15 protein-coding genes and 1 pseudogene are annotated in these 26,548 nt (G+C 71.8%); 8 read left to right on the plus strand and 8 right to left on the minus strand.

Annotated elements, in window-relative coordinates:
- Window positions 1-118: 118 nt before the first annotated feature.
- Window positions 119-1,282: a cytochrome P450 gene (locus ACWGR4_RS44335; protein WP_452132549.1), complete on the minus strand. Its 1,164-nt coding sequence runs from the start codon at window positions 1,280-1,282 to the stop codon at window positions 119-121.
- Window positions 1,283-1,556: 274 nt separating this feature from the next.
- On the opposite strand from ACWGR4_RS44335, the gene ACWGR4_RS44340 reads away from it, so the two are divergent.
- Window positions 1,557-1,973, plus strand: coding sequence for a nuclear transport factor 2 family protein (locus tag ACWGR4_RS44340; protein WP_452132548.1), 417 nt, complete (start codon window positions 1,557-1,559; stop codon window positions 1,971-1,973).
- 28 nt (window positions 1,974-2,001) lie between these two features.
- Here ACWGR4_RS44340 and ACWGR4_RS44345 read toward each other — a convergent pair whose 3' ends face one another.
- Both ACWGR4_RS44345 and ACWGR4_RS44350 read right to left on the minus strand, forming a co-directional pair.
- Window positions 2,002-3,084, minus strand: a complete 1,083-nt coding sequence (locus ACWGR4_RS44345) for a MerR family transcriptional regulator (protein ID WP_452132547.1) — start codon at window positions 3,082-3,084, stop codon at window positions 2,002-2,004.
- A gap of 105 nt (window positions 3,085-3,189) precedes the next feature.
- A complete protein-coding gene (locus ACWGR4_RS44350) occupies window positions 3,190-3,588 on the minus strand; it encodes a VOC family protein (RefSeq protein WP_452132546.1) in 399 nt (132 codons plus the stop codon).
- A 112-nt stretch (window positions 3,589-3,700) separates the two neighbouring features.
- Here ACWGR4_RS44350 and ACWGR4_RS44355 point away from each other — a divergent pair, with 112 nt between their 5' ends.
- From ACWGR4_RS44355 to ACWGR4_RS44370, 4 genes are all read left to right on the plus strand, one after another.
- Window positions 3,701-4,702, plus strand: a complete 1,002-nt coding sequence (locus ACWGR4_RS44355) for a helix-turn-helix transcriptional regulator (protein WP_452132545.1) — start codon at window positions 3,701-3,703, stop codon at window positions 4,700-4,702.
- 181 nt (window positions 4,703-4,883) lie between these two features.
- Window positions 4,884-5,828 (plus strand): endonuclease/exonuclease/phosphatase family protein, encoded by a 945-nt coding sequence (locus tag ACWGR4_RS44360; protein ID WP_380008069.1) that lies wholly within the window; start codon window positions 4,884-4,886, stop codon window positions 5,826-5,828.
- A 107-nt stretch (window positions 5,829-5,935) separates the two neighbouring features.
- Window positions 5,936-6,796, plus strand: coding sequence for a DUF1206 domain-containing protein (locus tag ACWGR4_RS44365; RefSeq protein ID WP_452132544.1), 861 nt, complete (start codon window positions 5,936-5,938; stop codon window positions 6,794-6,796).
- 21 nt (window positions 6,797-6,817) lie between these two features.
- The gene (locus ACWGR4_RS44370) at window positions 6,818-6,946 is read left to right on the plus strand and encodes a hypothetical protein (RefSeq protein ID WP_452132543.1); all 129 of its coding nucleotides are present in this window, start codon (window positions 6,818-6,820) and stop codon (window positions 6,944-6,946) included.
- Between the two features lie 245 nt (window positions 6,947-7,191).
- Here the strand turns inward: ACWGR4_RS44370 and ACWGR4_RS44375 are convergent.
- The 4 genes and pseudogenes from ACWGR4_RS44375 to ACWGR4_RS44390 all read right to left on the minus strand — a co-directional run.
- Window positions 7,192-7,581: pseudogene (locus ACWGR4_RS44375) on the minus strand (alpha/beta-hydrolase N-terminal domain-containing protein); the annotation flags it as partial.
- A gap of 88 nt (window positions 7,582-7,669) precedes the next feature.
- Window positions 7,670-8,659 (minus strand): ricin-type beta-trefoil lectin domain protein, encoded by a 990-nt coding sequence (locus tag ACWGR4_RS44380; protein ID WP_452132542.1) that lies wholly within the window; start codon window positions 8,657-8,659, stop codon window positions 7,670-7,672.
- Window positions 8,660-8,734: 75 nt separating this feature from the next.
- On the minus strand, window positions 8,735-11,365 hold the full coding sequence (locus tag ACWGR4_RS44385; RefSeq protein WP_452132541.1) for a right-handed parallel beta-helix repeat-containing protein: 2,631 nt from the start codon (window positions 11,363-11,365) through the stop codon (window positions 8,735-8,737).
- On the minus strand, window positions 11,362-19,659 hold the full coding sequence (locus tag ACWGR4_RS44390) for a hypothetical protein (protein ID WP_452132540.1): 8,298 nt from the start codon (window positions 19,657-19,659) through the stop codon (window positions 11,362-11,364). Before ACWGR4_RS44390 ends, ACWGR4_RS44385 begins: the two co-directional genes overlap by 4 nt.
- Window positions 19,660-19,847: 188 nt before the next feature.
- Here ACWGR4_RS44390 and ACWGR4_RS44395 point away from each other — a divergent pair, with 188 nt between their 5' ends.
- The 3 genes from ACWGR4_RS44395 to ACWGR4_RS44405 are packed head-to-tail and all read left to right on the plus strand — an operon-like array spanning window position 19,848 to window position 21,624.
- Entirely contained in the window at window positions 19,848-20,870 is a 1,023-nt protein-coding gene (locus ACWGR4_RS44395) for a serine/arginine repetitive matrix protein 2 (protein ID WP_452132539.1), read from the plus strand.
- A 59-nt stretch (window positions 20,871-20,929) separates the two neighbouring features.
- A complete protein-coding gene (locus tag ACWGR4_RS44400; protein WP_078982172.1) occupies window positions 20,930-21,238 on the plus strand; it encodes a hypothetical protein in 309 nt (102 codons plus the stop codon).
- 50 nt (window positions 21,239-21,288) lie between these two features.
- The gene (locus tag ACWGR4_RS44405; RefSeq protein ID WP_452132538.1) at window positions 21,289-21,624 is read left to right on the plus strand and encodes a WXG100 family type VII secretion target; all 336 of its coding nucleotides are present in this window, start codon (window positions 21,289-21,291) and stop codon (window positions 21,622-21,624) included.
- Window positions 21,625-21,729: 105 nt separating this feature from the next.
- Here ACWGR4_RS44405 and ACWGR4_RS44410 read toward each other — a convergent pair whose 3' ends face one another.
- Window positions 21,730-26,412, minus strand: coding sequence for an FtsK/SpoIIIE domain-containing protein (locus tag ACWGR4_RS44410; RefSeq protein WP_452132537.1), 4,683 nt, complete (start codon window positions 26,410-26,412; stop codon window positions 21,730-21,732).
- Window positions 26,413-26,548: the final 136 nt, after the last annotated feature.

The following is a 26,548-nucleotide window of genomic DNA, read 5'->3' on the forward strand; positions in this document are numbered from 1 at the left end:
TGGGTACTTCCGCCGTGCGGGCCGTTCGGGTCGCGCGTGGATCACCACGGGTCCTTCGGGTTCCAGATCAGCGGCGGCGTGTTGGTGAGAATGCGCCGGATGACGGCCATCATGGTGGTCACCTCCTCTTCGAAGCGGGCAATCGGGTCAAGGACTTGGTGGTGCGGCTCAGGGTGAACGGGCGCGGCGCGGCGGCGTTGGTCACGGCCGGCCGCGCCGTACCGCCGACGACGCTCAGGCGGGCGCCGTCGGCCAGCGCCGCCACCGCGTCGGTGGTCATGGTCTGGGCGATGACTGCGCCGCCGCACACGAACGGGCCCGTGCTGAACGGCAGATACGGGCCACACGCCTGCGGTCGGTCCCAGCGTTCGGGCCGGAAGAGATCGGGCCGACTCCAGCGCATTTCGTCGTGATGCAGCAGGTAGGGGCTGACCGACAGGATCGCGCCGAGCGGCAGCGCCACACCACCGAACTCGACCGCACGCGGCGTCGGGCGGCCCACCATCCAGACGAACGGACGATGCCGCGCGGCCTCGCGCACGATCCACTCGGCGGGCCACGGCCACGGCTCGCCCGGCACGCCGTGCAGACCGGCCAGCAGCACGCTCCAGGCCACGGCGTAGCCGACGTTGCCCACGATCGACCGGTACAGCAGCAGGTACAGCTCGGCCACGACCGCGTCCCGCGTCTCCTCGGGACAACCGCCGATGACGGCGTCGAGCAGATCGCGCGGCTCGCCCGGACCGACGCCGCGTGCCCGACGTTGCGCGATGTCCCGGGTCAGCGCCGCGAACAGCCTGGGGCGCAGCAGCTCGGCGCGCATACGGCCGCGGATCGTGGGTGAGCGGATCAGCAGACCGGCGCCGACGGATCGCGCCAGCAGGAGCCGCAGTTCGGGTGGCGACGTCGGATGCAGCAGCAGGTCCGCCAGACATCGATACACCAGCGCGGGGCCGGCTTCGGGCCACCGTGCGGCCGTGGGGAGTTCGGCCACTGCCGCGGCCAAGTTCGCGCGATACTCGGGTAATCGCGGTCGGATGCTGTTGCGTATCGTGTGACCGAGCGCGACCTGGGCCGATCGCGAGGGCAACAGGTCGCCATAGAAGGTGGACAGCCCTCCGTTGAATTCCGGATCGCGCAGCACCACCAGGGCCAGGTCCGAGTCGCCCACGCACCAACCGCCCCAGGGCAGTGCGAAGACATCCGTGGTACGAGCACGGGACAGGCCGTCGAGAAATCCCAACGGGTCCCGGTGGAACCGACGCAGATCTCCGCTACCCATCGAGCGGTCTCCCCCTCCGGCAGGCGGCTGTCGGCCACGGCGGACGCACACGCCCGCCCGCCCCGCGACAGGACCGGCGACCTCACGTCAGTATCGGCCGCTCCCCGGCCGCCGAACAAGGCGGCAATCCAGCCGAATCGCCCCCCGCGACAGCGGCGCCGCGGAGGTGATCGATCGGCAAAATCGGGTCTCGGCGGGCCGCGTTGTGATGAGGTGGTCGATATCCCCGTCCGCGTTCGCATCGCCGTCCACGTTCACGTTCAAGGAGGTTGTGGTGTCCGCAACGCCGCAGGAGATCTTCGGTAGGTACATCCACTCGGGAACCGTGACCCGCAACGCCGACGCCCTCGCCGAGTGTTTCACCGAGGACGGCGTCTTCGAGGCCCCGCTCGTCCCCGCCGACGCCGCCTTCCCCCGGCGACTGGTGGGCCGGGCGCAGATCCGCAGCGCGATGGCGGCCCACTACGAGCAGCAGGCGAAGACCGACCGCCCCGCGCCCAACTTCGAGAAATCCGGCTACGTCCTGCACGTCACCTCCGACCCCGACGTCTTCATCGCCGAGATCGACTCGGTCTTCGACGGCGAGGACGGTGGGGCGGACACGGCGGTGTGCCTCGTCCAGATCTTCCGCGTCCGGGACGGCAGGATCGCCCGGCTGCGCGACTACTTCGCCCCGGCCCTGGTCGAGTGAGCCCCGCCGCCCCGATCGTGGCCGCCGGCTACGTCTGTTCGCACGGTTCGACGATGTCGGCGACCACGCAGCTGACGTTGTCGGGACTGCCGGAGTCGTCGGCGAGGGCGACGAGTTCGCGGACGGCGCGGCCGGGGTCGGGGGTCTCGGCGAGCACGCGGTGGATCTGTTCGGGCGGCACGATCGTCGACAGGCCGTCGGAGCAGAGCAGGTATCGATCGCCCCGGCGGGCGTCCCGCAACCGCAGGTCGGGGGTGGCGTCGGTGCCATGGCCCAGGGCCTTGAGCAGCAGTGATCGCTGGGGGTGGGAGGCGCCCTCCTCCGGGGTGATGCGACCCTCGTCGACCATCGACTGCACGATGGTGTGGTCCTGCGTGACCTGGAACAGCTCCCCGTCGCGCCGGAGGTAGGCGCGGGAGTCGCCGATGTGGACCAGGGCCAGGTGTGCGCCGGTCCAGAGCATCGCGGTCAGGGTCGTACCGCCGGCTTCGGGGGAGTCGGCGCCGGTGACGCCGTGTACGGCCTGCTTCGCCTGTTCGACGGCGTCCTCGAGCACGTTGAGCAGGCCGTCCGCCGCGATGCCGGCGGTTTCGAGGTGCTTGAGGGCGTCGACGGCGGCCGCGCCGGCTTCGGCGCCCGCCGTGCCGTAGCCGTCGGCCACGGCCAGGAGGTGGGGCCCCGCGTACGCGGTGTCCTGGTTGGTGGGGCGGACCAGGCCGGTGTCGGACAGGGCGGCGTAACGAATGCCCAGGGGGCGGGCGGGTGTGGTCATGGCTGAATCCCTCCGGGACAGGTGCTCGACGAGGAAGCCGGCCAGATCCCGGCGCGCCACGACGTCGGCCTCGACCCCGGCCCAGAACGCCCGGACCTCCCGGGCCGCGGGGCCGGCCTCCAGTTCGCATACGTGCCGGATCCGGGTCAGCGGCATGCCCAACCGGCGCAGCCAGGCGACCAGCCGGGCCCGGTCCAACTGTTCCGGCGCATACAGGCGGTATCCCGTGGCCGGGTCGACACGCGCCGGTGTCAGCAGGCCGAGTTCGTCGTAGAGGCGCAGCGCCTTGGGCGACAGCCGGGAGGCCTTGGCGAACGCGCCGATGGTCCACAACTCCATACCGGCTCTTCTCCTCGTCCCGGGCCCGTTGCCCGGCCCCACCGATGGTGTGGCCTGCCCCAGGGGGAAGGTCAACCAGGGCCGGCCGAGCGTCGACGTGCGACGTCAGCGGGCGAATTTCGCGATGGCGGCCGGGGTCACGGGGGTGAAGAAGTTGACGAGGTTGCCGTCGGGGTCGCGGAACAAAAGCGCGCGGTTGCCCCACGGCATCGTGGTCGGCTCGTTGACGAAGTCGCTCACGTCGCCGGTCAGGTTCCGGTGGACTGCGTCCACGTCGTCGACGAGGAATTCGATGATGACGCTGCGGTTGTCGCCCGCGTGGGCGGAGCCGGGGGCGAACAGGGGGACGGTGCGGGTGCCGCCGATCGCGAGGGTGGTCGAGCCGATGACGAGTTCGGCGAAGTCCTCGGTGAACCGGGTGGCCGGCACGCCGGTGACCCGCTCGTAGAAGTCGACGAGGCGGTCGACGTCGTCGGTGATGATGCGGATCGAGACGAGGTTCACGGGTTTCTCCTGAGAGGTCGATGCGCCGCCGGGTGTCGGTCGGAGCCTTCGGTGACACGCTAGAGGTGATACCGGACGGAATCCGCCCGGTATTCGCGAGATACTTACCGTCATGGCCCGACCCACCACCCGCGTGCTCGCCCTCCTCGAACTGCTCCAGGCCGGCGGCACCCGTACCGTCGCCGAACTCGCCGATCGTCTGGAGGTCGACGAGCGCACCGTGCGGCGGTACGTCCGACATCTCGTCGACCTGGACATCCCCGTCGAGTCGGTGCGCGGGCGCTATGGCGGCTACCGGTTGTCGGCGGGCTACCGCATGCCCCCGCTGATGCTGACCGATGACGAGGCGCTGGCCGTGCTGCTCGGCCTGATCGCGGGTCGGCGGGCGGCCCTGACCACGGCGGCGGGGACGGCGGGGGATACGGCGGCGGCCAAGATCCGGCGCGTGTTGCCGCGAGCGCTCGCCGGGCGACTCGACGCCGTGCTCGACTCGCTCGCCTTCACCGCCGAGCCGGGCGAGCCGACCGCTCCGGAGACGGCGGTGTTGCTCACGATCGCCGACGCGGTGCGCCATCACCGGCCGATCTCGCTCCGATACACCGCCGCCGACGGCCGGCGCGGCGAGCGCACGCTGCACCCGTACGGGCTCGTGGCCCACTCGGGCCGGTGGTACGTGACCGGCCTGGACGTCGGAGCCGGCGAGGACCGTACCCTCCGCCTGGATCGCATCGCCGACGCCCGGGCCCTGCCCGGCACGTTCGAGCCGCCCGCCGACGTCGACCCGGCGCAGCGTGTGCTGACCGGGTTCGCCCGCGCCCCCTACCGCCACGAGATGAGCGTGCTGGTGCGGGAAACGGCCGAGCGGATCCGGGCCCGGCTCCCCGCGGCGCTCGCGATCGTCGTGGAGGCGTCCCCTCCGGGCGGGGCCGATCCGGACGCCGCCCCCTGGTGCCGGGTGGAGCTTCGTGCGGAACGACTCGACTGGGTGCCGGCCCTGCTGGCGTCCCTGGACCGGCCGTTCGTCGTCGAGCGACCGGACGAACTCCGGGATTCGGTACTGGCGTTCGCCGAGCGGCTGCGCGATTCGGCGCGGCGCGGCACGCCGGCGGGGTAGTCGGTCGGATTCCCGGGCGGCGGGGAGGCCGACGCGCCCGGGGCGGTGTCGGCCGTGGCGTCCGGGTGAAACGGCGAGGTGTGTCCGGGGATTCGACGGGACGCGAAGGCGTATCGCGCGGAGACTGGGTGCGGCCGGGCGTACGCGCGGCATGCCGGACAGCAGGAGGTGCCCCATGCGGGTGACGTTGGCGACGTGGAACCTGGAGAACCTGTTCCTGCCGGGGGAACAGGACGGCCCGAAGACACAAGCCGAGTTCGACGCGAAGCTGGATGCGCTCGCGGCCACGATCGATCGGCTGAACCCGGACCTGCTCGGGGTGCAGGAGGTCGGCAACCCGGACGCGCTCGACGACCTGGTCGGCCGCCTGGACGGGACGTGGCACACCGAGCTGTCCGCGCACCCGGACGGGCGGCGGATCCGGGTGGGGTTCCTCAGCCGCCACCCGCTCACGGTGACCGCCGATGTCACCGCCTTCCCCAGCCAGTTCACCCCGCTGCAGACCGCGGACACCGGCGCGCCCCTGAACGCGATGGGTCGCGGCGGGCTCGCGGTCACCCTGGAACCGGTGCCCGGCCGGACCCTGCACGCGGCGGTGTGCCACCTGAAGTCGAAGCTGCTGACCTACCCGGGAAATCGGCACAACCCGAAGAACGAGGGCGAACGTGCCCGCTACGCCGCGTACGCGCTGTGGCGGCGCGGTGCCGAGGCGACCACGATGCGTGCCCTGGCGGACGAACTGCTCGGCGGCGACGGTCGCACCCGCGACGTGATCGTGATGGGCGACCTCAACGACACCCCGCTCGCCGCGACCACGCAGATCATGTACGGCCCGCCCGGATCGCAGATCGGCACCGGCGGATTCGAGCATCCGGACAAGGGGGACGCGGCGCGGTTGTGGAACCTCGGCCTGAAGATCCCCGTGGAACAGCGGGTCTCCCGTGTCTTCGAGGGCCAGGGCGAACTGATCGACCACCTCCTGGTCAGCCACCAACTGCTGCAACGCCTCGAGGAGGTGTTCACCGGCGCCGACGGCCCGCTGCCGTCGATCAACGCGCAGCCCGTCGAACGCCAGGGCGCGGCCGGCTCCGACCACGCCCCGGTGGCCGCGCATCTGACCTTCTGAACCCCGGCGGCGCGGCGCCGCGCGATCGACCCGTCGCCGGCCGGGCGGCATCGAAAGCCGGCCTCGGGGCAGGCGCGAGGAGACGGACACAGAAGGGTCTCTTCGCGATGAGGACAACGACGACCGGACTACGAAACACCGCCGTGGGACGTTCCGCGGCGGGCGGTACCGCGGTGGCCGCCGCAGGGCGCGCGGGATTCGTGGCGCGGGGCGTGGTGTACCTCCTGGTCGGCATCCTGGCCCTGCGGATCGCCGTCGGCGATTCCGGCCGGCAGGCCGATCGGGGCGGTGCGGTGAAGGAGTTGGCCAGGCAGCCGTTCGGCGGCTTCCTGGTGTGGGCACTGGGGATCGGCCTGGCCTGCATGGCGTTGTGGCGGCTGTCCGAGGCGGTGTTCGGCGCGGCGGGGCCCGGCGGGCGTGATGCCTCCAAGCGGCTCGCGTCGCTGGCCCGGTTCGGGTTCTACGCGTTCGTCGCCGCTTCGGTGATCGCATTGGCCGCCGGGCGCAAGGACGGCTCCGGCGGTTCGGGCGGCTCCGAGGAGGGAGCCTCCGACAAGCAGTCCAAGGGCGCCACCGCCGAGGCGCTGGATCTGCCCGCCGGCCGCTGGCTGGTGGCCGCGGCGGGGCTCGTGGTGGTCGTCGCCGGGGTCTGGATCGCGGTACGGGCGCTGCTGCGCAAGTATCGCGACCACCTCGAACTCGGGCGCATGTCGACCCGCACCGAGCGGGTGGTCGACACGCTCGGCGTCGCCGGCGGGGTCAGTCGCGGCGCCGTGTTCACCGCGGCCGGGGTGTTCGTCCTGGTCGCGGCGGCCAAGTACGACCCGGACAAGGCCAAGGGCCTCGACGACACGCTGCGCACCTTCGCCGACACGGCGGCGGGTCCGCCGCTGCTCGGGGTGGTCGCGGTCGGGCTGATGTTGTTCGGGGGCTTCTCGTTCGCCATGGCACGGTGGCGAAAGGTGTGACATGTCGGGTGCTCCCGGACCTTGGGTCTCGGGAACGGCGTCGGCGGCGGGAACCGGCACGCCTGGCTGGGCTTCGGCTCCGCCGCGCGCCGCTCCGCGATCGACGCCGACACACGCGGCGGCGCCGACGACGGCGCCGGCCTCTTGTAGGAGTCTACGGAGAGCCGGTCCCGGCCCCCGGGCGATTTCGGGTCTTCGACCGCTGACCGGGCCCGCCGGAGGTGCTGTGTACTCGTCCAGGCGCCGGTGCGGTCCAGTTCGCGCACGGCCGGCGCCACGGCGCCGCGGAAGTCGGTGTCCTCGGGGTCCTCGCCGATGTACACCCGGATCGGGGCGGTGGCGGGCCTGCCGCTGAACGCGGTGATCAGCGCCGGATCGGTGGCCTCCGAGACGAACTTGCGACCATTGGCACCCAGGCTCTGCCAGGACACGAGCGAGCCCGGACCGCCGGAGCGCAGCGGCGGTTTCGGGCGCGGGAGATTGGGGTTCATGACGACGGCCTTGGCGGTGCACGGCCGCCCGAGCCGACGGCGCACCACCCGGCGGGACTTCGCCTGGTTGCGGCGGGGCAGGGCGAGCAACCGGCGCAGTCGCGAGGACGGTGCCGGCGGCGGGGGAGCCGCGTGGGACCCTCCACCGCCGGCAGCGGCCGGGCACGCCTCGGTTCGGGGGTCGGCCCGCCCGCCGTCGGCGTGGCTCGGCTCGTCGGCCGGGTCCGGCCCGGTCCCTGTGTCCATCATCCGACCAGCGTCCCCCGGGGGTATGCCGGCACCCTGCTCCGACATGGGTGCCGGCGCGGACGTCACCGGTTCGGCGGTGGTGTGATCGGGTGACCCGCGGTCGGTGGGGCGGTGTCGGCCGGCCGGGCGAGGGTCAGCGCGTCCAGGCCTGGTTCCAGGTGCCGTGGCAGGCGTAGAGGCGGATCGCCGCGCCGTCGCCGGAGTTGTTGTTCCAGATGTCGGCGCACATGTTGGCGGTCTTCGTGTAGAGGGTGTTGTTGCGCAGCGCGAACTGCTGAGCGGGATTGCCGCTGCAGTAGGCGAGTTGTACGACGGTGCCGGACGCGGTGCCGCCCCAGGCCGCGTCCATGCACAGGCCCTTGGTGCGGATCGTGCCGTCGGGGCGGATGTCCCACTTCTGGTTCACGTCGCCGTTGCACGACCACAGGATCAGTGGCGTGCCGTCGGAACCGGCCGAGCCGCTCAGGCACTTCCCGGAGGCCGGGTTGCGCAGCGGGCTGCCGGGGACGTCCGGCTTCGACGGCGGCATCGCCGGCCCCGGGCCGCCGACCATGGGCTTGGGCGCCTCGCTCCGCGGTTCCTGCTTGACCGGCGTCTGCTTGGGCGCGGGCGGTGCGGCGGGACGCTGCGTCGTGGGCGGCGGATCGGCGGCGGGCGGCGTCGTCGCCGCGGCGTCGGCCTGGCCGGGTGCGCCCGGGGCGCCCGGCGATCCGTCGGCTCCGGGCAGGCCGTTCGCGCCGGGCAGCCCATCCGCCCCGGGCGCTCCCGGTGCCCCGGGCGCGCCGGGCGACCCCGGCAGGCCGTCGGCTCCGTTCGCCCCGGGTGCGCCGCCCTTGCCCGGCGCGCCGGTCTTGGCACCCACTGCCGAGACCGTGCGGTGGTGCGTCGCGGTGTCGCCGCTCGCGCTGCTCTGGGCCAGGGTCACCGCCAGCGTGCTGACGGTGACGATGCCGGCCGCGGAGGCGAGGGAGATCCATACCCGCCGCCCGGGCAGGAGGCCGCGCGCGGGACGGGGCGGCCGGCGGGCGTACGCCTGCGCGAACGACGGCGCGGCCCCGGCGGCCGGGGAAGCCGACGAACTACCCGGCGGAGCCGAGGTGTTGGGTTCATTGGGTGCAGACACGAACTACTCCTCCATCAGCCAAGGCCATCGGCCACAAGCCATGCGTCGACGCCGGGATCGGCCGGCGAAACCCGGTCAATCGGAGCCGACCAACCGCGGCAGATCCATGTCGTCCAGGACCATCAACTGCTGCGCGTCCGGAGCGTCGAGATCGGCCATCCGCATGGCCTGACGTTCCGTCATCTGCTGGAACACCTGCCGCGCGGTACGGCCGTTGCCGAACTGCGCGCCGCGCGGCATCGCGGTGAACAGCTCGCCGAGCGCTTTGCGTGCGGCGGTGCTGAGTTCGTAGCGGTGCCGGCCCGCGTGGTGTTCGACGATGCGCACCAGGTCGCCGGCCGAGTAGTCGTCGAACAGCAGGCTGCGGGTGAAGCGGGAGGACAGACCCGGGTTCGATGCGATGAACCGCTCCATCTCGTCCGGGTATCCGGCGACGATCACCACGACCTCGTCGCGGTGGTCCTCCATGAGTTTGACGAGGGTCGCGACGGCCTCGCCGCCGAAGTCGTTCGCCACGCCGGCGGGCACGAGGGCGTACGCCTCGTCGATGAACAACACGCCGCCCCGGGCCCGATTGAACGACTCGGTCGTCTTGGGGCCGGTGTGCCCGACGTATTCGCCGACCAGGGCGCTGCGGTCGACCTCGACGAGGTGGCCGCGCTCCAGCAGCCCGAGGGCCTTGAGCAGCCGGCCGTACAGGCGCGCGATGGTGGTCTTGCCGGTGCCCGGGTTGCCCGCGAAGACCAGGTGCCGGCTGAGCGGCGGCGCGGGCAGTCCGGCCTCCTGGCGCATGCGGACCGTCTGCATCAGCTTCACCATGCCGCCGACGTCGCGCTTGACGCCGCCGAGGCCGACGAGTTCGTCGAGTTCGGCGAGCAGGTCGTCCAGGGTCTCCGGCGGTGGCGGTGCCTCGCCGAGTTCGGCCAGGTCGACCACCGCCGGCGCGGCGGGGGCGGGGCTCGCGCCGACCGGGGCGACCCCGCCGACCGGGGCCGGTTTCGTGGGCCGGGGCGGCGCGCCGGGGGTGACCGGCGACGAGTCGGGCAGGGTCGAGGTCTCGACCCGGACGGACACGCAGTCCTGGAACACCGGGCGGGCGCCGTCGGAGTGGCCGATGTCGCGCGCACAGTCGAAGATCCGACACCCGACGAACCTCGGCTCGGCGTCGCGGCCGATGTGCAGCGCGGGGTAGGCACACGCCGACAGGTCGCTGTGTTCGATCAGGCCGCCCGCGCCGTCCCCGAACAGGATGCCGTTCTTGCCGGTCCCGTCCACCCGGATGCCGCGCACGGTCGGTGTCGCGTCGCGCCCGAGCACCAAACCGCTGCCGGCGACGGCGAAGATACCGCCGCCGTCCATGCGCATCCGGGCACCGGATTCGACGCTGACCCCGGCGCTGCCGCTCTCGGCGATCCGGGTGGCGTACAACGTGGCGACCGCGTCCGCGCCGATCTCGACACCGGTGCGGCGGGATCGGCTCACCACACACTCGCGCAGTTCGGATTCGGTGGCCGAGCGCAGCCGAACCCCCGTCTCGCCGCCCTCGATCCGGGAGGCGACCATGGTCAACCCGGCCGCGTCGGCCACATGCACCCCGCACATGCCGGCGTCGGTGACGGTGAGGTCGGCGATCTGCGCCTCGGCGCCCGCGACCACCGCGAGGCCGTGTTCGTCGCTGCGATCGAGTCGGCAACCGCCGATGCGGGCCCGGGAGTTCTCACCGAGATGGATCGCGGTGAATCCGGAGCGGGTGATCAGCGACGCGGTCATCGTCACCTCGGAGACGCCGAGCGCGACGACGCCGTTGCCGGCCGGGGCCTCGATCCGGCAGCCGTCCGCGCCAAGGCGCGCCGCGCCGCCGGTGGCGATAGCGCTGGCCTTGGCGTCGGTGATCCGGCAGTCGTTCAGGTGTACGCGGGCCTCGTGTTCGGCCTGCACGCCGCTGCGGCCCGCCGCGCGGATCCGGCAGTCGACCAGGCGCAGTTCGCCGCGGTCCTCGACCAGGGCGCCGTTGCGTCCGGCGCGGTCGAGCGTGGTGTCCAGGGCGAGCAGCCGGGCGTCGCCGCGTACCCGCAGCGCCGAGCCGGAGGTATCGCGCACCCGCAACCGGTCGGCGATCAGCACCGCGTGGTCGGACAGTGCCACGCCGATGCCGTCGATGGTCTCCAGGAGCGTGTCCTCGACGCGGGCCCGGGCATCGCCCGCCAGAACCAGCGCGCCGTGCCGGGCCCCGCGCAGCCGGCCGCGACGGATCACCAGGACGCCGCCGCCGGTCGGATCGCCGAGGTCGGCCTCCAGGGTGTCGGCGAACCCGAGCGAGGCGTTGTGCGCGGCGCCGGCCGTGCTCGTCGAACCGACCACCTCCACCCGGCCCCGGTCGAGTTCGCATCCCTCCAGGGTCAGGCCCGCCGCGTCCTCCACCCGCACCACCGGCTCCGCCGGGTCGGCGCCGCGCAGCACGAGGCCGCGGACCACGCAGTCGGGCGCGGCCGCGGTCAGCGCGACGCCGCCGGGCGCGCGCACCACGACCGTGCCCGCCCCGTGCTCGGCGCGCAGCACCACCCGCCGCTCCAGGCGCAGCGCCTCCGGATACTCGCCGGGGGCGATCACGATCTCGGCGCCGGCGGGCGCGGCGGCGAGCGCGGCGGCGATGGTGCGCCGGCTTCGGCGGCCCCCCGGGTCGACGTGGATTGCCGTAGTGCTCATCCGCTACCCGTCCCCGATCCCGGCAGGAGGTTGTCGGACGACGTCCCGTCCGGTACATGGCCGATCCAACGTACGGTCGCGGGGCTGAGCACCAGCAGGCCGAAGAGTTTCTCGACCATCTTGCCCAGCCCGCCGATCACGAAGATGTCCATCGGTCCCTGGCGGTGGATCCACCGGCTGCCCATCGAGTGCTGGACCAGAGCGCGCAGCGCGCCCACCGAGACGGTGCCGAGGACCCCGCCGACCGCGGAGGCCAGACCGGCCAACGCGGCGTCGCCGGTGGTGAGTTTGATGATCGCGCCGTCGGCGCCGCGGACCCCGAAGATCGCGGACTGTGCCGCGCCGCTGACGAACCCGGCCACCGATCCGGTGCCCAGGCCCAGGGTGAACTCGTAGGTGCCGCCGCGCCAGCGCACCGGGCGCTCGTTCGCTCCCCACTCGGTGTTGTTACTGTCGTCGTTGGGCCGCCAACTCCCCGGCATCCCATAGTCGATGTTCGACCAGTACACCTTCCAGCCGCCCCGGTTGGCCGCCAGGTGCGCGGCCGCGACGGTGCCCTTGGTCATCGAGCTCAACGCGGCGCCGAACGCGGCGCGGCCGACGTCGACCATGCTCAACCCGCCGCCGGAGAGCACCCGGACCATGGAGAGCACCACGAGGTTCACGGTGAAGTCGAGCAGGAACTCGTGGGTCATGTCGATGCCGATGGATTGGATGGCCCGAAGCATGAAGGGCTCCGGCACCACCTCGCCGTCCTTGGACGGCCCGTAGCCCCATCGGTTGGGTTCGCGGTAGGTGCGGTTCAGGGCACGGTATTCGTTGGCGAGGCCGGTGAAGTGGGTCTCGCGTCCGATGATGGCGGCGCCGTCGGCGTTGAACTCCTGGATGTAGCCGGGGATCGTGCGCTCGTTGATCACGGTGATGCCGTCGATGTCGTAGCGCCGCGCGTGCTTGTTGAAGTTGTTGATCTCCAGGAACGTGTCGTCCGCGAGTTTGATCTTCGCCTGCGCGATGATGCCCTGGTCGGACTCCTGCCACAGGTGCCGGTTGAACCGTGTTTCGGGGTTGGGGCGGAAGTCGCGGACCCGGAATGGGCTGTCGGTGAAGAAGTCCCGGAAGGCGTTGGTGTATTTGCGCGCCGGGATCTCCTGGACGACCTGGTGGTCCAGGCTGGTGATCCGGTCGGACCACCGGGCGCCCTTCTCCCAGCCGGGGAGCGGGTTGCCGTGCCGGTCGAACCAGTGCCGGACACGATCGTCGACACCGTCGCCGAAGTTCATCACGTTGTTGTTCGCGTCCAGCTTGTTCCAGTGCCACACCGTGTTGCCCGCGGCGTCGACACCGCGCCAACCCTGGACGCTCAGGCCCTCGCCGAGTTGTCGGTGCTCGCGGATGAGGTTGCCGGCCCCGTCGAAGTCCTGGAACGACTCGCGGTCGAAGTGCCACGGCGTGATCTGCCGTTCGAACGCGGTGACGCGCTTGCCGCCGATGGTGGGATCGAGCGCGTCGTGCCACCGGAACTCGCGCGAGTTGCGTCCCATGGTGCCGATGATGTCGACGTGTCCCACCCCGTCGGGCGTGGGGAAGGCGTCCATGCGGGCGACGACCATGCCGTGGTGGTCGTATCGGATCCAGTTCCCGGCGTGCGCGTCGATCAGGCCGCGGGTGTTGGCTCCCGCGCCGCCGGCGCCGCCGGCGGGCCTGGGCCGGTAGTCGATGAACGTGCCGTCGGACAGGCCGGTGCGCACCACCCGCCACTCCTTGGTGCCGGGGGAGTACCAGTCGCCGTCTTCCACGTCGTCGGTGATCCGGTCCTGCCAGGTGATCTGCCGATCACCCGTGCCCGGGGTGACCGCGAAGTCGCCCTCGTGGAAGGTGCGGTGGCCGTGGAGACCGTCGGCGCCCTCGGTCCACGGCAGGTAGCCGGGGCGGTGGGCCACCTGCGCTCCGGCGACGTCGGGCAGCCGCACGTCGCCGACGGTGAGGGTGTCGCCGTTGTGCAGGGGGCGCACCTCGCGGACGATGTCGCCGGTGTGCGCGACATCGATGACTGTCTTGTTGTTGGTGATGAACTGTACGCCGTGCCCTTCCGGACCGCCGCCGGCCGGCTCCTGCTTCCACGTGCCCACGCGCAGCCGGTTGTCCTGGGCCAGCCAGGGGTGCCGGGTGAGGTCGGCGGCGCGGAACTCGCCGCTGAACATGTTGCGGAAGAACACGGGGGGCCGCTGCTCGGCGAAACGTTCGAACTTGAGGAAGTCGCCGTTGTGCAGGGTCTTGCCGAGCCCGTTGATGTTGCCGTCGGCGTGCCGGGAGACCCAGTCGCGCTTGGGGATACCGTCCGGTCCCAGTTCGAGCTGGTGGTAGCGGCGCACGTCGTGCAGGCCGAATTGGAAGCGGCCGAACTTCTTCTGGGCGTGCACGATCTCGTTGGTGATCGGGTGGCGCATGGTGTCGGTCCAGCCGCGGCTGAGCCCGGTGTCCCAGTGCCGGGTGCCGGACGCGATCGCCCGGAAGTCGGCGTCGAAGCGCACCCACCTGCTGTCGGCGGCGAACCCCTGGGCCGCCGGCAGGTGGCGCAAGTCCGTCAGTACGTGCCCGCCGTCCGCGCTGAGCTGGAAGTGTCGGACCCGCACGTCGAAGCCGAACACGCTCTTGACGTCGAACCAGCTGCGGGTGCTCTCGCCCCAGTGCCGGGTGCCGTCGTGCACGAGGTTGCCGTTGATGTCGAACTCGGCCCACCGACCCCGCTGGTTGACCAGACTGAACGTGCCCAGCGAGGCGGACGAGTGGTGGGCGTCGAGGACGCCGCCGTGGGGCAGGACGCGACGTTCGAACACGGTGACCTTGAGGTGGCTGATCAGGTGCACGTGGCCGGCGTCCGCCCCCTTCGGGTCGACCACGCCGCCCTCGAACCACTTCGGTCGGCCCGGAACGGGGACACGGATGCCGTGGGCGTCGGTGCGTACCAGCGACCATGTGCCCTCGCCGCCGCCCGCCGGATACGTGACCTCGAAGTGCCGGTTCGGGTCGATGCCGCCCCGGGCGCCGACGATGTCCATGCGCTGGAACTCCAGGCGTCCGCCCGGGTCGAACCGCTGGAATTCGCCGGCGCGCGCGCCGACGCCGCCGATCCGGTATCCGCCGCCGGGTTCCGGGGTCGCGCGCAGGCCCGGGAGGTGGTCGAGATGGCCGCTGAGGACCCGCAGGTCGCCCGGGGTGGTGCCGAGGAACCGGGTGTGCAGGGGGTCGCCGATGCGGGCGTCGGACAGCCCGATCATGTCGAACCGGTGGACCCCTGCGCCGTCGTCCACCCGGAACACGGTGATGCCGCCGTCCTCGGTCACCGGGCGCGTGGTCACGTGGAAGTCGAGGCGGCCGGTCGGGCCGAACAGGCGGAACTCGCCGTCGGCGCCGCCGACACGGAACCCGCCGCCGGGGCGGATGTGCACGGTGGAGTCCGCGATGTCGGCGAGCGTGTCGTCGACCAGGGTGTGTGCCCCGCCGGGGTGCACCCGGACGAGTTGCGACAGGTCGACGCGGTCCACGCCGGTCAGGCGCAACACCTCGAATTCGAACACGCCGGTGGCGGAGAAGCCCCGGACCATGCCGGTGTCCCCGTGGATGACCCGGAGCGTGCCGTCGGGGCGCGCGACCACCGAGAATTCGAGGTTGCGGCCATCGGTGCCCTTGAGCAGGTGCAGCGGGTCGGGCGCCGCCGCCCCGGCGACCGGGGCCGGGGTGAAGACGAACTCGTGCGTTGCGGCGCCGTCGGCCCCGCGCAGGGCGACCACGTCGTAGCGGTGTGCGCCGCGCATGTCGACGACGACATGGCCGGTGCCGTCGCCGATCCGGAATCCGCTGTCCGTCGTCGCCCCCTCCCGCCGGAACCCCTCGGTGATGATCCCCGGTTGCCGTACGACGTGTGCGTGGGGGACGGCGGCGAGGTGCTCGTCGACGAGCGTGTCGGTGCCGCGTTCGATGCGCACGAACCGGCCGTCGAACGCGCCGCCGCTCAGGCGGGTCGCGTCGTAGCGGTGCGCGCCGTCGAGACCGTGCGCGGTAAACGACCCGTCGGGGTCGGTGAGGCGCCACTCGTCGCCGGCGCGGGTGACGGTGAGGTTCGTGTCGGGTACGCCGCCTTGGTTGCTCGGGTGCAGCACGGGGACGCCGGGGGTGCCCACCGGGGTGTGAACGAACCGCCCGGGCCCGGGACCGCCCGTCAGCTCGAGCGCGTTGTGGGTGTGCGCGCCGACGTTGTTCACGACGATCTTGCCGCCGGGATGATCCACCAGGTATCCGCCGCCGTGTTGCGGCGTCACGGTGGCGCCCGGCACGATCCGGCCGTCGCCGTGCACCAGATGCGGCGCTCCGCCGGCTGCGTCGGGCAGTCGGATGAAGCCGCCGGGCGCGCCGCCTCCGGTCAGCGGCAGTGCGTCGTGCGAGAACGCCCCTCCCGGGGTGTACACCCGCACCACGTGGGGCTGCCCGCTCGTGCCGGTGACGTGGAAGGTGTGGTCGACGGTGCCCACGTGCGCGGTCGTGGACGGCGTGCCGTCATCCGCGCGCAGGTGCGGCAGCCGGCCCGGGCCGCCGACCGGGGTGAACACGTGCAGGCCGGTCCCGGCGCCGCCGGGGGCGGTGAGGGTCACCACGTCGTGGGCGCGGGCGCCGCCGGCGTCGACGTGGAACTGGCCGCCGGTGTGCTGGATCCGGAACTCGTTGCCGATCTGGCGGACGACGCTCGTGTCGGGAACCGGCCTGCCGTCGGCGTGGGCGATCTGCGGTGTACCGACGTGCGGCGAGCGGATGTGGCCGCCGGCCAGGCCCAGGCGGTCGATGCCGGTCAGCGGCAGCGAGTTGTGCGAGAACCGGCCGTCGGCGCCGAAGACGCGCACGGTCGGGCCGGTGCCGTTCGGGACGACGTGGAGCATGCCGCCCGCGTGTTCCGGCACGGTGACCACGCCGAGTGTCCGGGAGGCGTCCGCGCCGACGAGGGCGCGGGCGCCGCCGCCGTCCGGGGTCAGCACGTGCAGCGCCAACGGGTGGCCGTTGGAGTCGATCAGGCGCAGACCGGTGCCCGACGGGGTACCGGCGGCCGGGTCGTAGAGGCGGAAGCCGCCGGGTGTGGGGACGACGATGCCCGCGTCGTTGAATCGTACGGGCGGCCCGCCCGCGTTCAGGATGTTGCCTTCGTTGTCGAAGTGGGCGACCCCGAGGGTGCGGTTGTCCGGGTCGACGTGGATCGCGACCAGGGTGTGGTCGTGTTCGCCGCCGGTGAGGGTGATGCGCCGCTCGATGCGGTCGAGCCGTCCGCTCTCGCCCGACACGTCGAAGTCCCAGCGGCGCACCTCGACGTTCGCCACGACCTGCCGCTCGACCCGCACGATGTCGTTCCCGGCCGGGCCGGTCACGCGTGAGGGGTTCAGGTGCGCCGCGTCTGCGCCGCCGGTGATCCGGATGCCCTCGATGCCGCCGCCGTCGCCGATGCGGTACTCCAGGCGCGTGCCGGACAGCCCGGGGATGTCGACGACACGCTGCCCGGGACCGGCGACGGTCGGCACGGTCGACCCGGTGGTGGTGACGTGCGGGAGCTGCGGGGTGGGCAGCGTGGTGAGTTCGACGGCCCGCCCGGGGACGGGGCCGGTGACGTGGGTGTCGATGATCTGGTCGTCGAGGAGGCGATGGTTGTTCGCCGCGCTCAGCTCGTAGTCCCAGCGTTGGGTGCCGCCGTCCCCCAGGTCGCGCTCGATCCGCAGCACTTCCCGGTCGCCGACGGTGATGTGGTTCGCCGAGATGTCGGTGCGACCGCCGGGATCGATGTGGATGTCGACGGTGCGGCCGGCCTGCGTGCTCGGCAGGACCCGTACCTCGATGCCGTTCAGGCCCGGGATGGTGCGGAACGTGTGCGCGAAGTCGTAGCTCGCGCCCTGCATCATGAACACGTTGAGGTTGTGCGTCGCCCCGTTCGCCGGGACGAAGTGCGCGCCGCCGGTGAGGCCGCCGGACACGGTCGGCACACCCGGCAGGCCGCCCGGCGTGGTGTGGACCACCGGGCCCGACGCCGAGCCGCCGAGGACCACCCGGCTGCCGTTGAGGTCGATGTGCGTGCCGGTGCCGCCCAGGCCCTGGACACCCTTGACGTCCACCCCGCTCGTGCCGGGCCCCACCAGTGAGGTCTCGCCGTCGGCGCCGGTACGCGGCCCGCCGAGGTGGGGCGTGTTCCCGTCGGCCACGTGGATCGGCGCGCCGGTGTGGGCGGTCGCCGGCTGGGCGATCGCGGGCAGGCCGCCGACGTTGGGCGTCGCGACGTGTCCGAGGGCGCCGACGCCGGTCACCGAGGGGACCGTGACGTGGCCGGTGTTCGCCATCGCGCCGACGTTCGGCGTCTGGATGTGCGAGGTGAGCGGGAGGGCGCCGACTCCGGACACGTTGACGTTCGGCAGGGCCGGCGTGGTCACGTCCGGCATCGCGACGTGGCCCGGTTGCGGGAGGGCGACGGTGCCGAGGCCGTCGAGCCCGGTGTGCGTGTTCGTACCCGGCGTGGGCAGGTCGTGCACCAGCGCGCTCGATCCGGGAAGGCCGAGTTGGATCTTGCCGGCCACGCCGGCGCCGACGGTGTCCAGGTTGGGGACGCTGATGTGTCCGAGCGCGGGCGGCAGCGCGTGGACGCCGGTGGCGCCGAGGGCGGTGATCCCCTGCGGGACGGAGAAGTTGCCGGTGAGGTGGGTCAGGCCCAACCCGGTGAACGAGAAGGAGGGGATGTCGGCGATCCTGGCGCCGACTCCGGGAAGGTGGGTAAGCGCGTTCAGGCCGCCCAGGTCGTTGATGAAGGTGCCCAGGCCGGGCAGGTTGCCGGCGTGGAAGCCGGTGCCGAACGTGTTCAGCGACGGCAGGTTGATCACGTCGAAGTGACCGAAGCCGTTGGTGAACTTCGTGGACAGCGGCGGCATGTCGAACGCGCCGCCGAGCGGGCCCGAGTGCACCGAGTCGAACGAGCCCAGGTGCACGTTGGGCAGCTTGATCAGATCGCCGCCGTGCCCGAACGCGTTGAACCCGGCATTGGCGCCGGCGGAGATCTTGGAACCCGCGCCGATGAACTTGCCGTCGAGGAAGGCGCCGTAGCGGTACATGCCGAACACGCCGCGGTCGATGAAGCCGATCCGGAAGGCCAGCCCGAGGCCGTTGGGCATCTCGTCGGCCGCCACCGGCAGGAACAGCCGCAGCCCCTTGAAGCCGCTCAGGCCGTGCGCGATGGAGGTGCCCAGATTCTTGAACGTGTTGAGCGTGGTCGCCACCGCGCGCAGTCCGAAGAACGTCTTGGCGCCGGCCAGGTTGATCACGGTGAGTTCGGCGGCGAGGGGGAAGAACTTGAGGCCGCCGCCCAGTTTCGCGAAACCGGGCCCCATGGTCAGGAGGGGCCCCAGTTTCAGTCCCTGTGCGCCGCCCCTGATCCACGCGCCCGCCGCGGCCACCGCGTCGTCGATGCCCAACCCGACCCGGCCGAACAGGCCGAACGAGTTGGCGCCGCCGCCGAAGAAGTTCTTGGTACCGGTGATCCCGCGTCCGCCGATGCCCTTGATGCCGCTCCACAGCTGACCCAGGTGCAGGCCCTTGGTCGTGGGCGCGATCATGCCCAGGATGCCCAACACGAGCTGGGTGACGCTCGCCTTGCCGTGCGCGAAGTCGATCGCGGTCTTGATCAGGAGCGCGACGTTGAGGGCGATGCTGAGCAGCGCGAGCGGGCCGCCGATGAAGATCGCGGGAATGGCCAGGATCATCGCGATCCAGCCGAGCGCCTTCCAGAACTCCTCGCACTCGTCCACGGGGGAGGCGATGGACTGGCCGGCGGCCATGATCTTGCGCGCGGCGGTGTCGGCCGCGGTGGACAGGATCGACTTGGCGTCCTCCGCCGTGGTCTTGTGCGCGGCCCGCCCCTCCTTGTCGTCCTCCGACAGTGCGGCGGCGGCGGACAACGCGGTGTCCGCGCGGTGTTGCTCGTGACGCATCACGCCGACGTAGGCGGTCAGCGCGGCGCGTACGTCCTCGTGGGCCTTCTTGAACGTGGAGATGTAGTTGCGCAGGTTCCCGTCGATGACACCGCGCAGCGCCTCGGCGGTCTTGCCGACGAAGATCACGCTGGAGGTGTTCTTGACCTCGGTCAGACCGCTGTCGATGGTCTTGGCCAGTTCGACGAACGTCAGTTCCGCGGCGATCACGCGGTCGATCCGGTCGGCGTCGCCGGGAGTCGGATCGTTGTCGAGGCCGAGCGCACTCCAGTCCCCGGGACGAGCCATCGAAGCGCCTCTCTCGCTCGATTCGTGCAACCACGGCGCACTTTTGTACGCGCCATTGGTTCGCCGGGTTCATTCTTCCTCGCGACAATCTCGGTTGAACCCGTGATGGTTGCGGCGCGTACAGAAATGGGAGCGGTTCGCGGCGCGGGCCCGCACCACGCGAGTCGGGCAAGGAACAGGAGGTCCGAATGGCGGATTTCGCCATCGACTACACCAACCTGCACGAGATCAATACCAAGCTCAGGGAACTCGCCAAGCAGGCCGATTCGGGCTCCGGTGGGGCATTTCGCGAGCTGGGCGAGGCCGGCGCCGCCGAGCGCCGCGCCGCCCTGGGCACCTCCGGCCTCTCGACCTCGTTCAACAGCTTCTACCACCACTCCAAGTCCCGTACCGCCAAGGCCAAGGAGGGGCTGAACAAGCTCGCCGACAGCTTCAAGGCGGTATCCGACCTCTTCTTCGACCAGGACTCCAGGATCTCCGGCTCGGCCGGACTGATCACCACCGGCCTGGGCATCGACCAATGGCGCAACACCAAGGCCGCGCACGACAAGTGGCTCGCGGACAAGGCCAAATGGGACGACTACCTGGCCTCGATCGGTGCCACCGAGTACTTCCGCGATCACCCGAACGAGAGCATCCGGCACGTATGCCACGATCCGGAGGCGCCCGCGTGGTGTGCCGCCTGGATCGCCAAGGGTGAGGACAGCGCACCCCCCAAGCCCGGCGACGAGCCCCCCAAGCCCAGTGACAAGCCGCCGACTTCGCACCACTACGAGGACGAGCACGGCAAGATCGACGTGAGCGTCGAGTTGGACAAGGACAACAACATCGTCAAGGAGACGTCGAAGATCACCAATCCGCAGGGACAGACCTACGAGACGACCACCACGTACAAGGGTCCCCCGGAATGGGTCGACGACGTACCGGGCGCGGGCAAGGACGGAAAGCCGGGCCGGATCGACGTCCGCGACTACTCGATCACCACCACGTTGAGCGACGGCACCACCAGTACGTCGGACTTCACCATCAACAAGGACGGCAGTGGCACCATGATCAGCCACTCCGGGAAGACGACCGAGCACTACATTCGCGACGGACCCAAGAGCGAGTGGAAGCGCGATCCCAAGTACGCCGACGAAGACGCCGGCCGGAACGGTACCGAAAAGGGCGGGGGCGTGCAGAAGCCGCCGCCCGGAGGCAAGCTCAACTGACCCTCGCCGCACCGTCGTTCGTGACGACCCACCCCGACTCGTTCCCGAGGAGACCCGCCATGGGCGCCAACATCAAACTCACCTACTCCGAGATCACCCGGGTGTCCAACCTCCTGGACAACAGCGTCGAGCACACGCTCGTGCCCCGGATGAAGGAGGCCAAGACCGAGGTCGACAACGTGCTGACCACCAACCTCGTGCTCGTCAAGGCCAGCCCCGCGCTCCAGGCGCAGTACGAGAAGTTCAGCACGGCGCTCCAGGCCGCGACGGAAAGCATCAAGGGTTACGCGCAGCAGTTCCGGCAGATCATGCAGTCGGTCCAGGACATGGACAAGGACATCGCCGACAAGGTCAACTCCTCCCAGTAGCGGCCCGCCCGCACGTCCCCACCCGACACCCGAACCCCTCGGAGGACCCGATGGCCGACATCAAGGTCGATTACGACGAGATCCGCAGCGCCGCCACCCGGATGGGCACCAAACTGACCGACATCTCCAAAGAACTCGGCGACCTGGAGACCCAGGTCGCAAGTCTGCTCCAAAACGGCCTGGTGTTCGAGAAGGCCAGCCCCGCCCTGCAGGAGGCTTACAACACCTTCAGCACGCAGATGAAGAACTCGGCAGGCAACATCGCGGCGTATGCCAAGAACTTCACCGACATCGCCGACTCGCTGGGCAGCTCCGACACCAAGCTGATGGGCGACATCAACGCCGCCATCGCGAAGATGAAGGCGGAAGCGGCGGCGCACAAGTAGGCGCCGGCCGGCCCCACTTCGGGTGGGGTGCCGCGCCAGGGCCGGTCGGCACGTCCCGGAAGTCCGCAGTGGACGGGAACGTGCCGACGGGCCCCGCGCCGCCGGTCAGCCGTCCAGGACCGTCAGCGGCACCTGGACCGCGATCGCCGCGCCCGAGTCGCCCGCGGTCCAGCCCCGGCCCGGGCCGAGCGGCGTGCGCACCTGCTCGGCCGACAGCCGGGCCCCGATCAGGTCCGCCTCGCCGAGCGTCTTGGGCCCGAGCAGCAGGCCGCGCCGCGAGCGTCGGGCCATGCCGACCCAGCCCAGCGAACTCATCGACTCCGCCAACCCGGCCAACAACAGCCCCTGACCGTGGTCCCGGCCCGACGTCGCGATCCGGCGCAACACCGAGTCGGCGGCGCAGGCCAGCATCAGATCGGCGTCGTCCACCACGACCACCACCGGATGCTCGCGCACCGAGGTCAACGCCTCCACCAGCACCTCCGGCTCCGGATCGGGGTCGGTGAGCACCTGCGCCAGGCCGTGCGCGGACAACTTGCGCAACTGCGAGTCGCGCGGGGTGAGAACGACCAGGCGGGTGCCGCCCATCAGCAGCGACACACACATCGCGGCCAGTGCCGTGGTGCGCCCGCTGCGCGGCGGCCCGGCGACCATGAACGACCCGCCGCCGTCCGCGAAGTCGTAGGTCAGCGGTGCGACCGCGTCGCCGCCCACACCCAACAGCGCGTGGAACGGCCTGCGCAGCGACTGCGGCATGCGGTCGTGCGCCTCCTGGAAACCGATCAGCGTCGGCATCTCGTTGACCCGAAACGGACGCCGCCCGTCGGGCACATTGCTGTCGCGCACGGTCGCCCGCCGACCCAACTCCCGCATCGCCTCCGCCTGATCGCTCTGGTCGTTCGCCGACGGGTCCTCCCCGTCGACGGCCGCCGCGACCGGCGCATCGGCGATCGACGGCAACAACGCGATCTGCGCCTCGATCGCCCCCGGCGCGAGCCAACCCCGCCCCGGCGCCACCGCCGCCGGGATGCTGTTGCGGGGCATCCCGATGAGCGTGTAGTCGCCCGGGTCGGTCTGGCGCAGCAGCAGCCGATGGTCGTTGTGCGCGGCCAGGCGCCCGCCGAGCAACAGCCGCTCCGACGTGGCGATCACGTGGATCCCGGCACCCTGGCCCTCGCGCAGGAGCCGCACGACGTCGGCGTACAACCGGCCGCCGTCGTAGTCGTCGAGCATGGTGCTCAGCGCGTCCCAGCCGTCCACCATGAGCACCAGGTGCGCGGGCCGTTGATCCTTGCCCACCTTGCCCCGGAGTTCGGTGACGTCCGCGCAGTCGTGGCGGGCGATCAGCCGCTGCCGAAGCGTCAGTTCGGCGGTCAGCCGGTTGATCAGCCGCTCCATGCGCTCCGCGTCGTGGCGCGAGACGACCGCGCCGCAGTGCGGCAGTGCCTCCAGCACGCTCAGGCCCCCGCCGGCCGCGTCGATCGCGTAGATGTGCAGATCGGAGCACGGGATGGTGAGCGCCGCCGCGCCCGCGATGGTGCGCAGCACCTGGGTACGGCCGGAGCGCGGTGCGCCGATGACGTACAGGTGGCCGAAGGACGCGAAGTCGATCGCGGCCAGCCGCCGGGCCTGCAACTGCGGGATGTCGAGCAGGGCATAGGGGACCATCGGCAGTGCGCCGGGCGCCGGTTCCGGGATGGCGGGCAACTCGTCCAGCCGCATGCGGTCGTCCATCGGCGGCAGCCAGGGGCTGGGCTGCGGCCGGAAGTCGGGCAGCCGGTCCGCGGCTTCGCACAGCGCGTCCACCAGGGCGCGCAGGTCCGTCGGCAACTCCTCGGACTGCCCGATCATCGGGTCCTCGTGCGGGTCGAAGTGCGACTCGGGTCCCGTGTCCATGTCGTTCTCGACGTCGACTTCGGCTTCGGAGAAGTCGAGCGGGCGGCCGAGGCGCTGCCAGCCGAGTCGGATGCCGCGTACCGGCCGGGACGCGGCGGCCTTGGCGACCGAACTCGGCAGCGCACCGGGGCGTTCCGCGCCGACGAACGCGGTCTGGAACGGCGTGGGCGGGCCCTCGCCGCGGCGCACCAGGGCCCGTCCCGGGTTGTTCGGCGAGATGCCGGCGGCCTCGATGCCGTCGATGATGTCCTGGCTCTCCGAGCGGTCGGTCACCCGCAGCGCCATGCGCAGGTTGGTGTTGGCCTTGATCTCGTTGCTGACCGAGCCGCCGGGCCGCTGGGTGGCCAGCAGCAGATGCAGGCCCAGCGAGCGGCCACGCTGGGCGAGGCTGATCAAACCGGGTACGAAGTCCGGCAGTTCGCGGACCAGGGTGGCGAACTCGTCGATCACCAGGAGCAGCCGGGGCAGCGGCGCCAGGCGCGGATCACGCGCGCGCTTGATCCGGTACTCGGTGTGGTCCTTGGCCTCGACCTCGTTCAGGACCGTCTCGCGGCGGCGGAGTTCGGCGTCGAGGGAGGCCAGCGCGCGTTTGACGAGATGACCGTCGAGGTCGGTGATCATGCCGAGGGTGTGCGGGAGTTCGGCGCATTCGCGGAACGCGCTGCCGCCCTTGTAGTCGACCAGCACGAAGGTCAACTCGTCCGGCCGGTTGACCGCGGCCAACGACGCGATCATCGTCTGGAGGAGTTCCGACTTGCCCGAGCCGGTGGTGCCGCCGATCAGGCCGTGCGGGCCGTCGCGGACCAGGTCCAGGCGCAACACGCCCTCGTACCCGCTGCCCAGGACGAACGTGGTGGACGCCGGGCGGCGCGCCCAGGTCCGGAGCAGCACCTCGGCGTCCGGCGGTTCCTGGCCGATCAGCGGCAACAGCGCGACCTCGGACGGCAGTCCGGAATCGCTCTCCACCGTGACGTCGAGCACCGGCGCGAGGGCGCGTGCCACCTCCTCGCACCAGGCGGGGTCGACCAGGTCGGCCCGGACGCCCTTCACCTCCGGCACATGTGACGCCTTCAGGTCGAGTCGGCCGCCGTTCGCGGTCACCACCGCCGTGCACTCCTCCGGCAGCAGGTGCTCGCGTTCCTCCAGGCACAGGCTGAACACGCGCACGGCCGGGCCGTTCGTCAACACGTCGATCATGCCCGGCACATCGCGCAGGCGGCGGGCGCCGTCCAGGATCACCAGCACGTCGGGTTCGCGCTGCAGGGTGGGGCCGAGCGCCGACTGCGAGGAGTCCATGCGGGTCTGCACGTCGGCGATCAACTCGTTGACCCGGTGTGCGGTGCTCTCCGGGTCGGTGCCGAGGGCCACCACCGCGGCGCCGGGTCGGCCGGGACGCAGGTGCGGCAGCCACCGGACCCACTGCCAGGCGTCGGCGTGTTCGTCCTCGGTCAGCACGACGACGCGCACGTCGCGCGGGCTGTGCAGGACGGCGGTCTGGATCACCGCCCAACTCGCGATCCGGCGCGGCAACTCCCCGGAGGCACCGATCCCGACCACCCCGAAGGCGGTCATCTCGACCCCGAACGGCACGTCCGCGATCCGCCAGTTGACGTTGCGGTAGTGGTTCTCCCGCGCCTGGTCGTCGATGCTCTTGAGGGACGCGCGGGTGAGTGTGCCCAGTCGGATGGTCAGGTGGTCGGAGTCGCGCCGCCGGCGCTGCCACAGGGCCAGGCCCGGGCCGGTCGCGGTCAGCAACAACGCCGCCGGATCCGGGAACGTCGAGTTGCGCAGCCCGCGTTCCTCCACGGTCGCGCGGCGCATCTCGGTTTCCAGGGCCGAGCGGCGGATGCGATAGACCCGCTTCGCCTCCTGGTATTCCCGGCGACCCGTGCGCTTGCCGGAGATCCAGTTGCCGACCGCCATCAGCGGCGTGAAGAACACGAAGATGACGAAGAACAGGCTCCGGAACAGGAACATCATCGCCAGGCCCATCAGGAGCGGGGCGATCATCATCAGGAAGGGGAACGGGCGTTTGCTGTTGTCCGTCGGCGGACCCATCATCCGGATCGACTCGGCGTCCAGGTGCGGCGCGATGCGCGGCGGCCGGTTGTACTCGATGCCGAGGCCGTCCGGGGCCGGGCGTACCGCGGCCTCGGGTTCGTCGGGCGGGCCCGGGCGCAGCAGGTGCTCGCCGAGGGACAGATCGGCGTAGGTCGGCCAGGGCAGCGAGCCGTCGTCGAGTGCCGGCAGTTGACCGACGGGCGGCAGCGGCGGCTGTACGGGTTGTCCGTCCGGACCCGTGGGCGGGGGCGCGGTCGAGTGGCCGCCGGGCCCGCCCTCCTGCGTACCGGCGGGCTCCTCGGTGGAGAGCGGCGTGCCGGTGATCGGATCGACGGGCGGCGGCGGGGTGAGGCTGCGCAGGCCGCAGTTGGCCTCGTCGGCGTCGTCCGGGAGGGCGACGGTGACGGAGCCGTCCGCGCCGACCGTGATCCAGGTGCCCTGCGCGGGGGCACCGCCGCCGTCCAGGCGCAACGCGCACGCCCGATCGGTGCCGACCTCGTGCCGGCCGGGGCCGAGCCGCCACACCCGGCCCGCGCCGGGGCCTGAGACATGCCGCACGGTGACCAGGACCGGATCGGACCCGGGCGGTCGCCACGCCTGCGTCGCGGTCGCGGTCGGCGCGGGAGCGCCCAGACCGATCACCGCGCCGGCGCGGATGCCGCTCGCGCCCACGCGCGCGTCGGGATTGAGCCGCCGATCACCCAGGAACAGATCGGCGGCGCCCAGCACCGACCCGAGGTCGGCGACGGTCGCCGAATCGGGCACGTCCAGCAGGTGATCGGAGCGCCGGCCCTGCGGATCGGTGGTGGTGAGAGCGAGATTCACGGGCATGCAACTCTCTCGCGGGGTGGGGGAGGGGGTACGGACCCCGCCTCGCCCCGGCGGGGGTGTCCGGGGGCGAGGCGGGGCCGCGGTGGGCCTGCGCGGCGGATCTCGGCGGATCGGGCCGCGCCGTCCGGTACCGGAC

The sequence above is a fragment of the Embleya sp. NPDC055664 genome, from assembly GCF_053618075.1.

Bases quoted from the DNA above. Each gene is read 5' to 3' on its own strand.
- ACWGR4_RS44335 (WP_452132549.1), bottom strand. From the start codon at position 1,282: ATGGGTAGCGGAGATCTGCGTCGGTTCCACCGGGACCCGTTGGGATTT.
- ACWGR4_RS44345 (WP_452132547.1), bottom strand. From the start codon at position 3,084: ATGGAGTTGTGGACCATCGGCGCGTTCGCCAAGGCCTCCCGGCTGTCG.
- ACWGR4_RS44355 (WP_452132545.1), top strand. From the start codon at position 3,701: ATGGCCCGACCCACCACCCGCGTGCTCGCCCTCCTCGAACTGCTCCAG.
- ACWGR4_RS44365 (WP_452132544.1), top strand. From the start codon at position 5,936: ATGAGGACAACGACGACCGGACTACGAAACACCGCCGTGGGACGTTCC.
- ACWGR4_RS44385 (WP_452132541.1), bottom strand. From the start codon at position 11,365: ATGAGCACTACGGCAATCCACGTCGACCCGGGGGGCCGCCGAAGCCGG.
- ACWGR4_RS44390 (WP_452132540.1), bottom strand. From the start codon at position 19,659: ATGGCTCGTCCCGGGGACTGGAGTGCGCTCGGCCTCGACAACGATCCG.
- ACWGR4_RS44395 (WP_452132539.1), top strand. From the start codon at position 19,848: ATGGCGGATTTCGCCATCGACTACACCAACCTGCACGAGATCAATACC.
- ACWGR4_RS44400 (WP_078982172.1), top strand. From the start codon at position 20,930: ATGGGCGCCAACATCAAACTCACCTACTCCGAGATCACCCGGGTGTCC.
- ACWGR4_RS44405 (WP_452132538.1), top strand. From the start codon at position 21,289: ATGGCCGACATCAAGGTCGATTACGACGAGATCCGCAGCGCCGCCACC.
- ACWGR4_RS44410 (WP_452132537.1), bottom strand. From the start codon at position 26,412: ATGCCCGTGAATCTCGCTCTCACCACCACCGATCCGCAGGGCCGGCGC.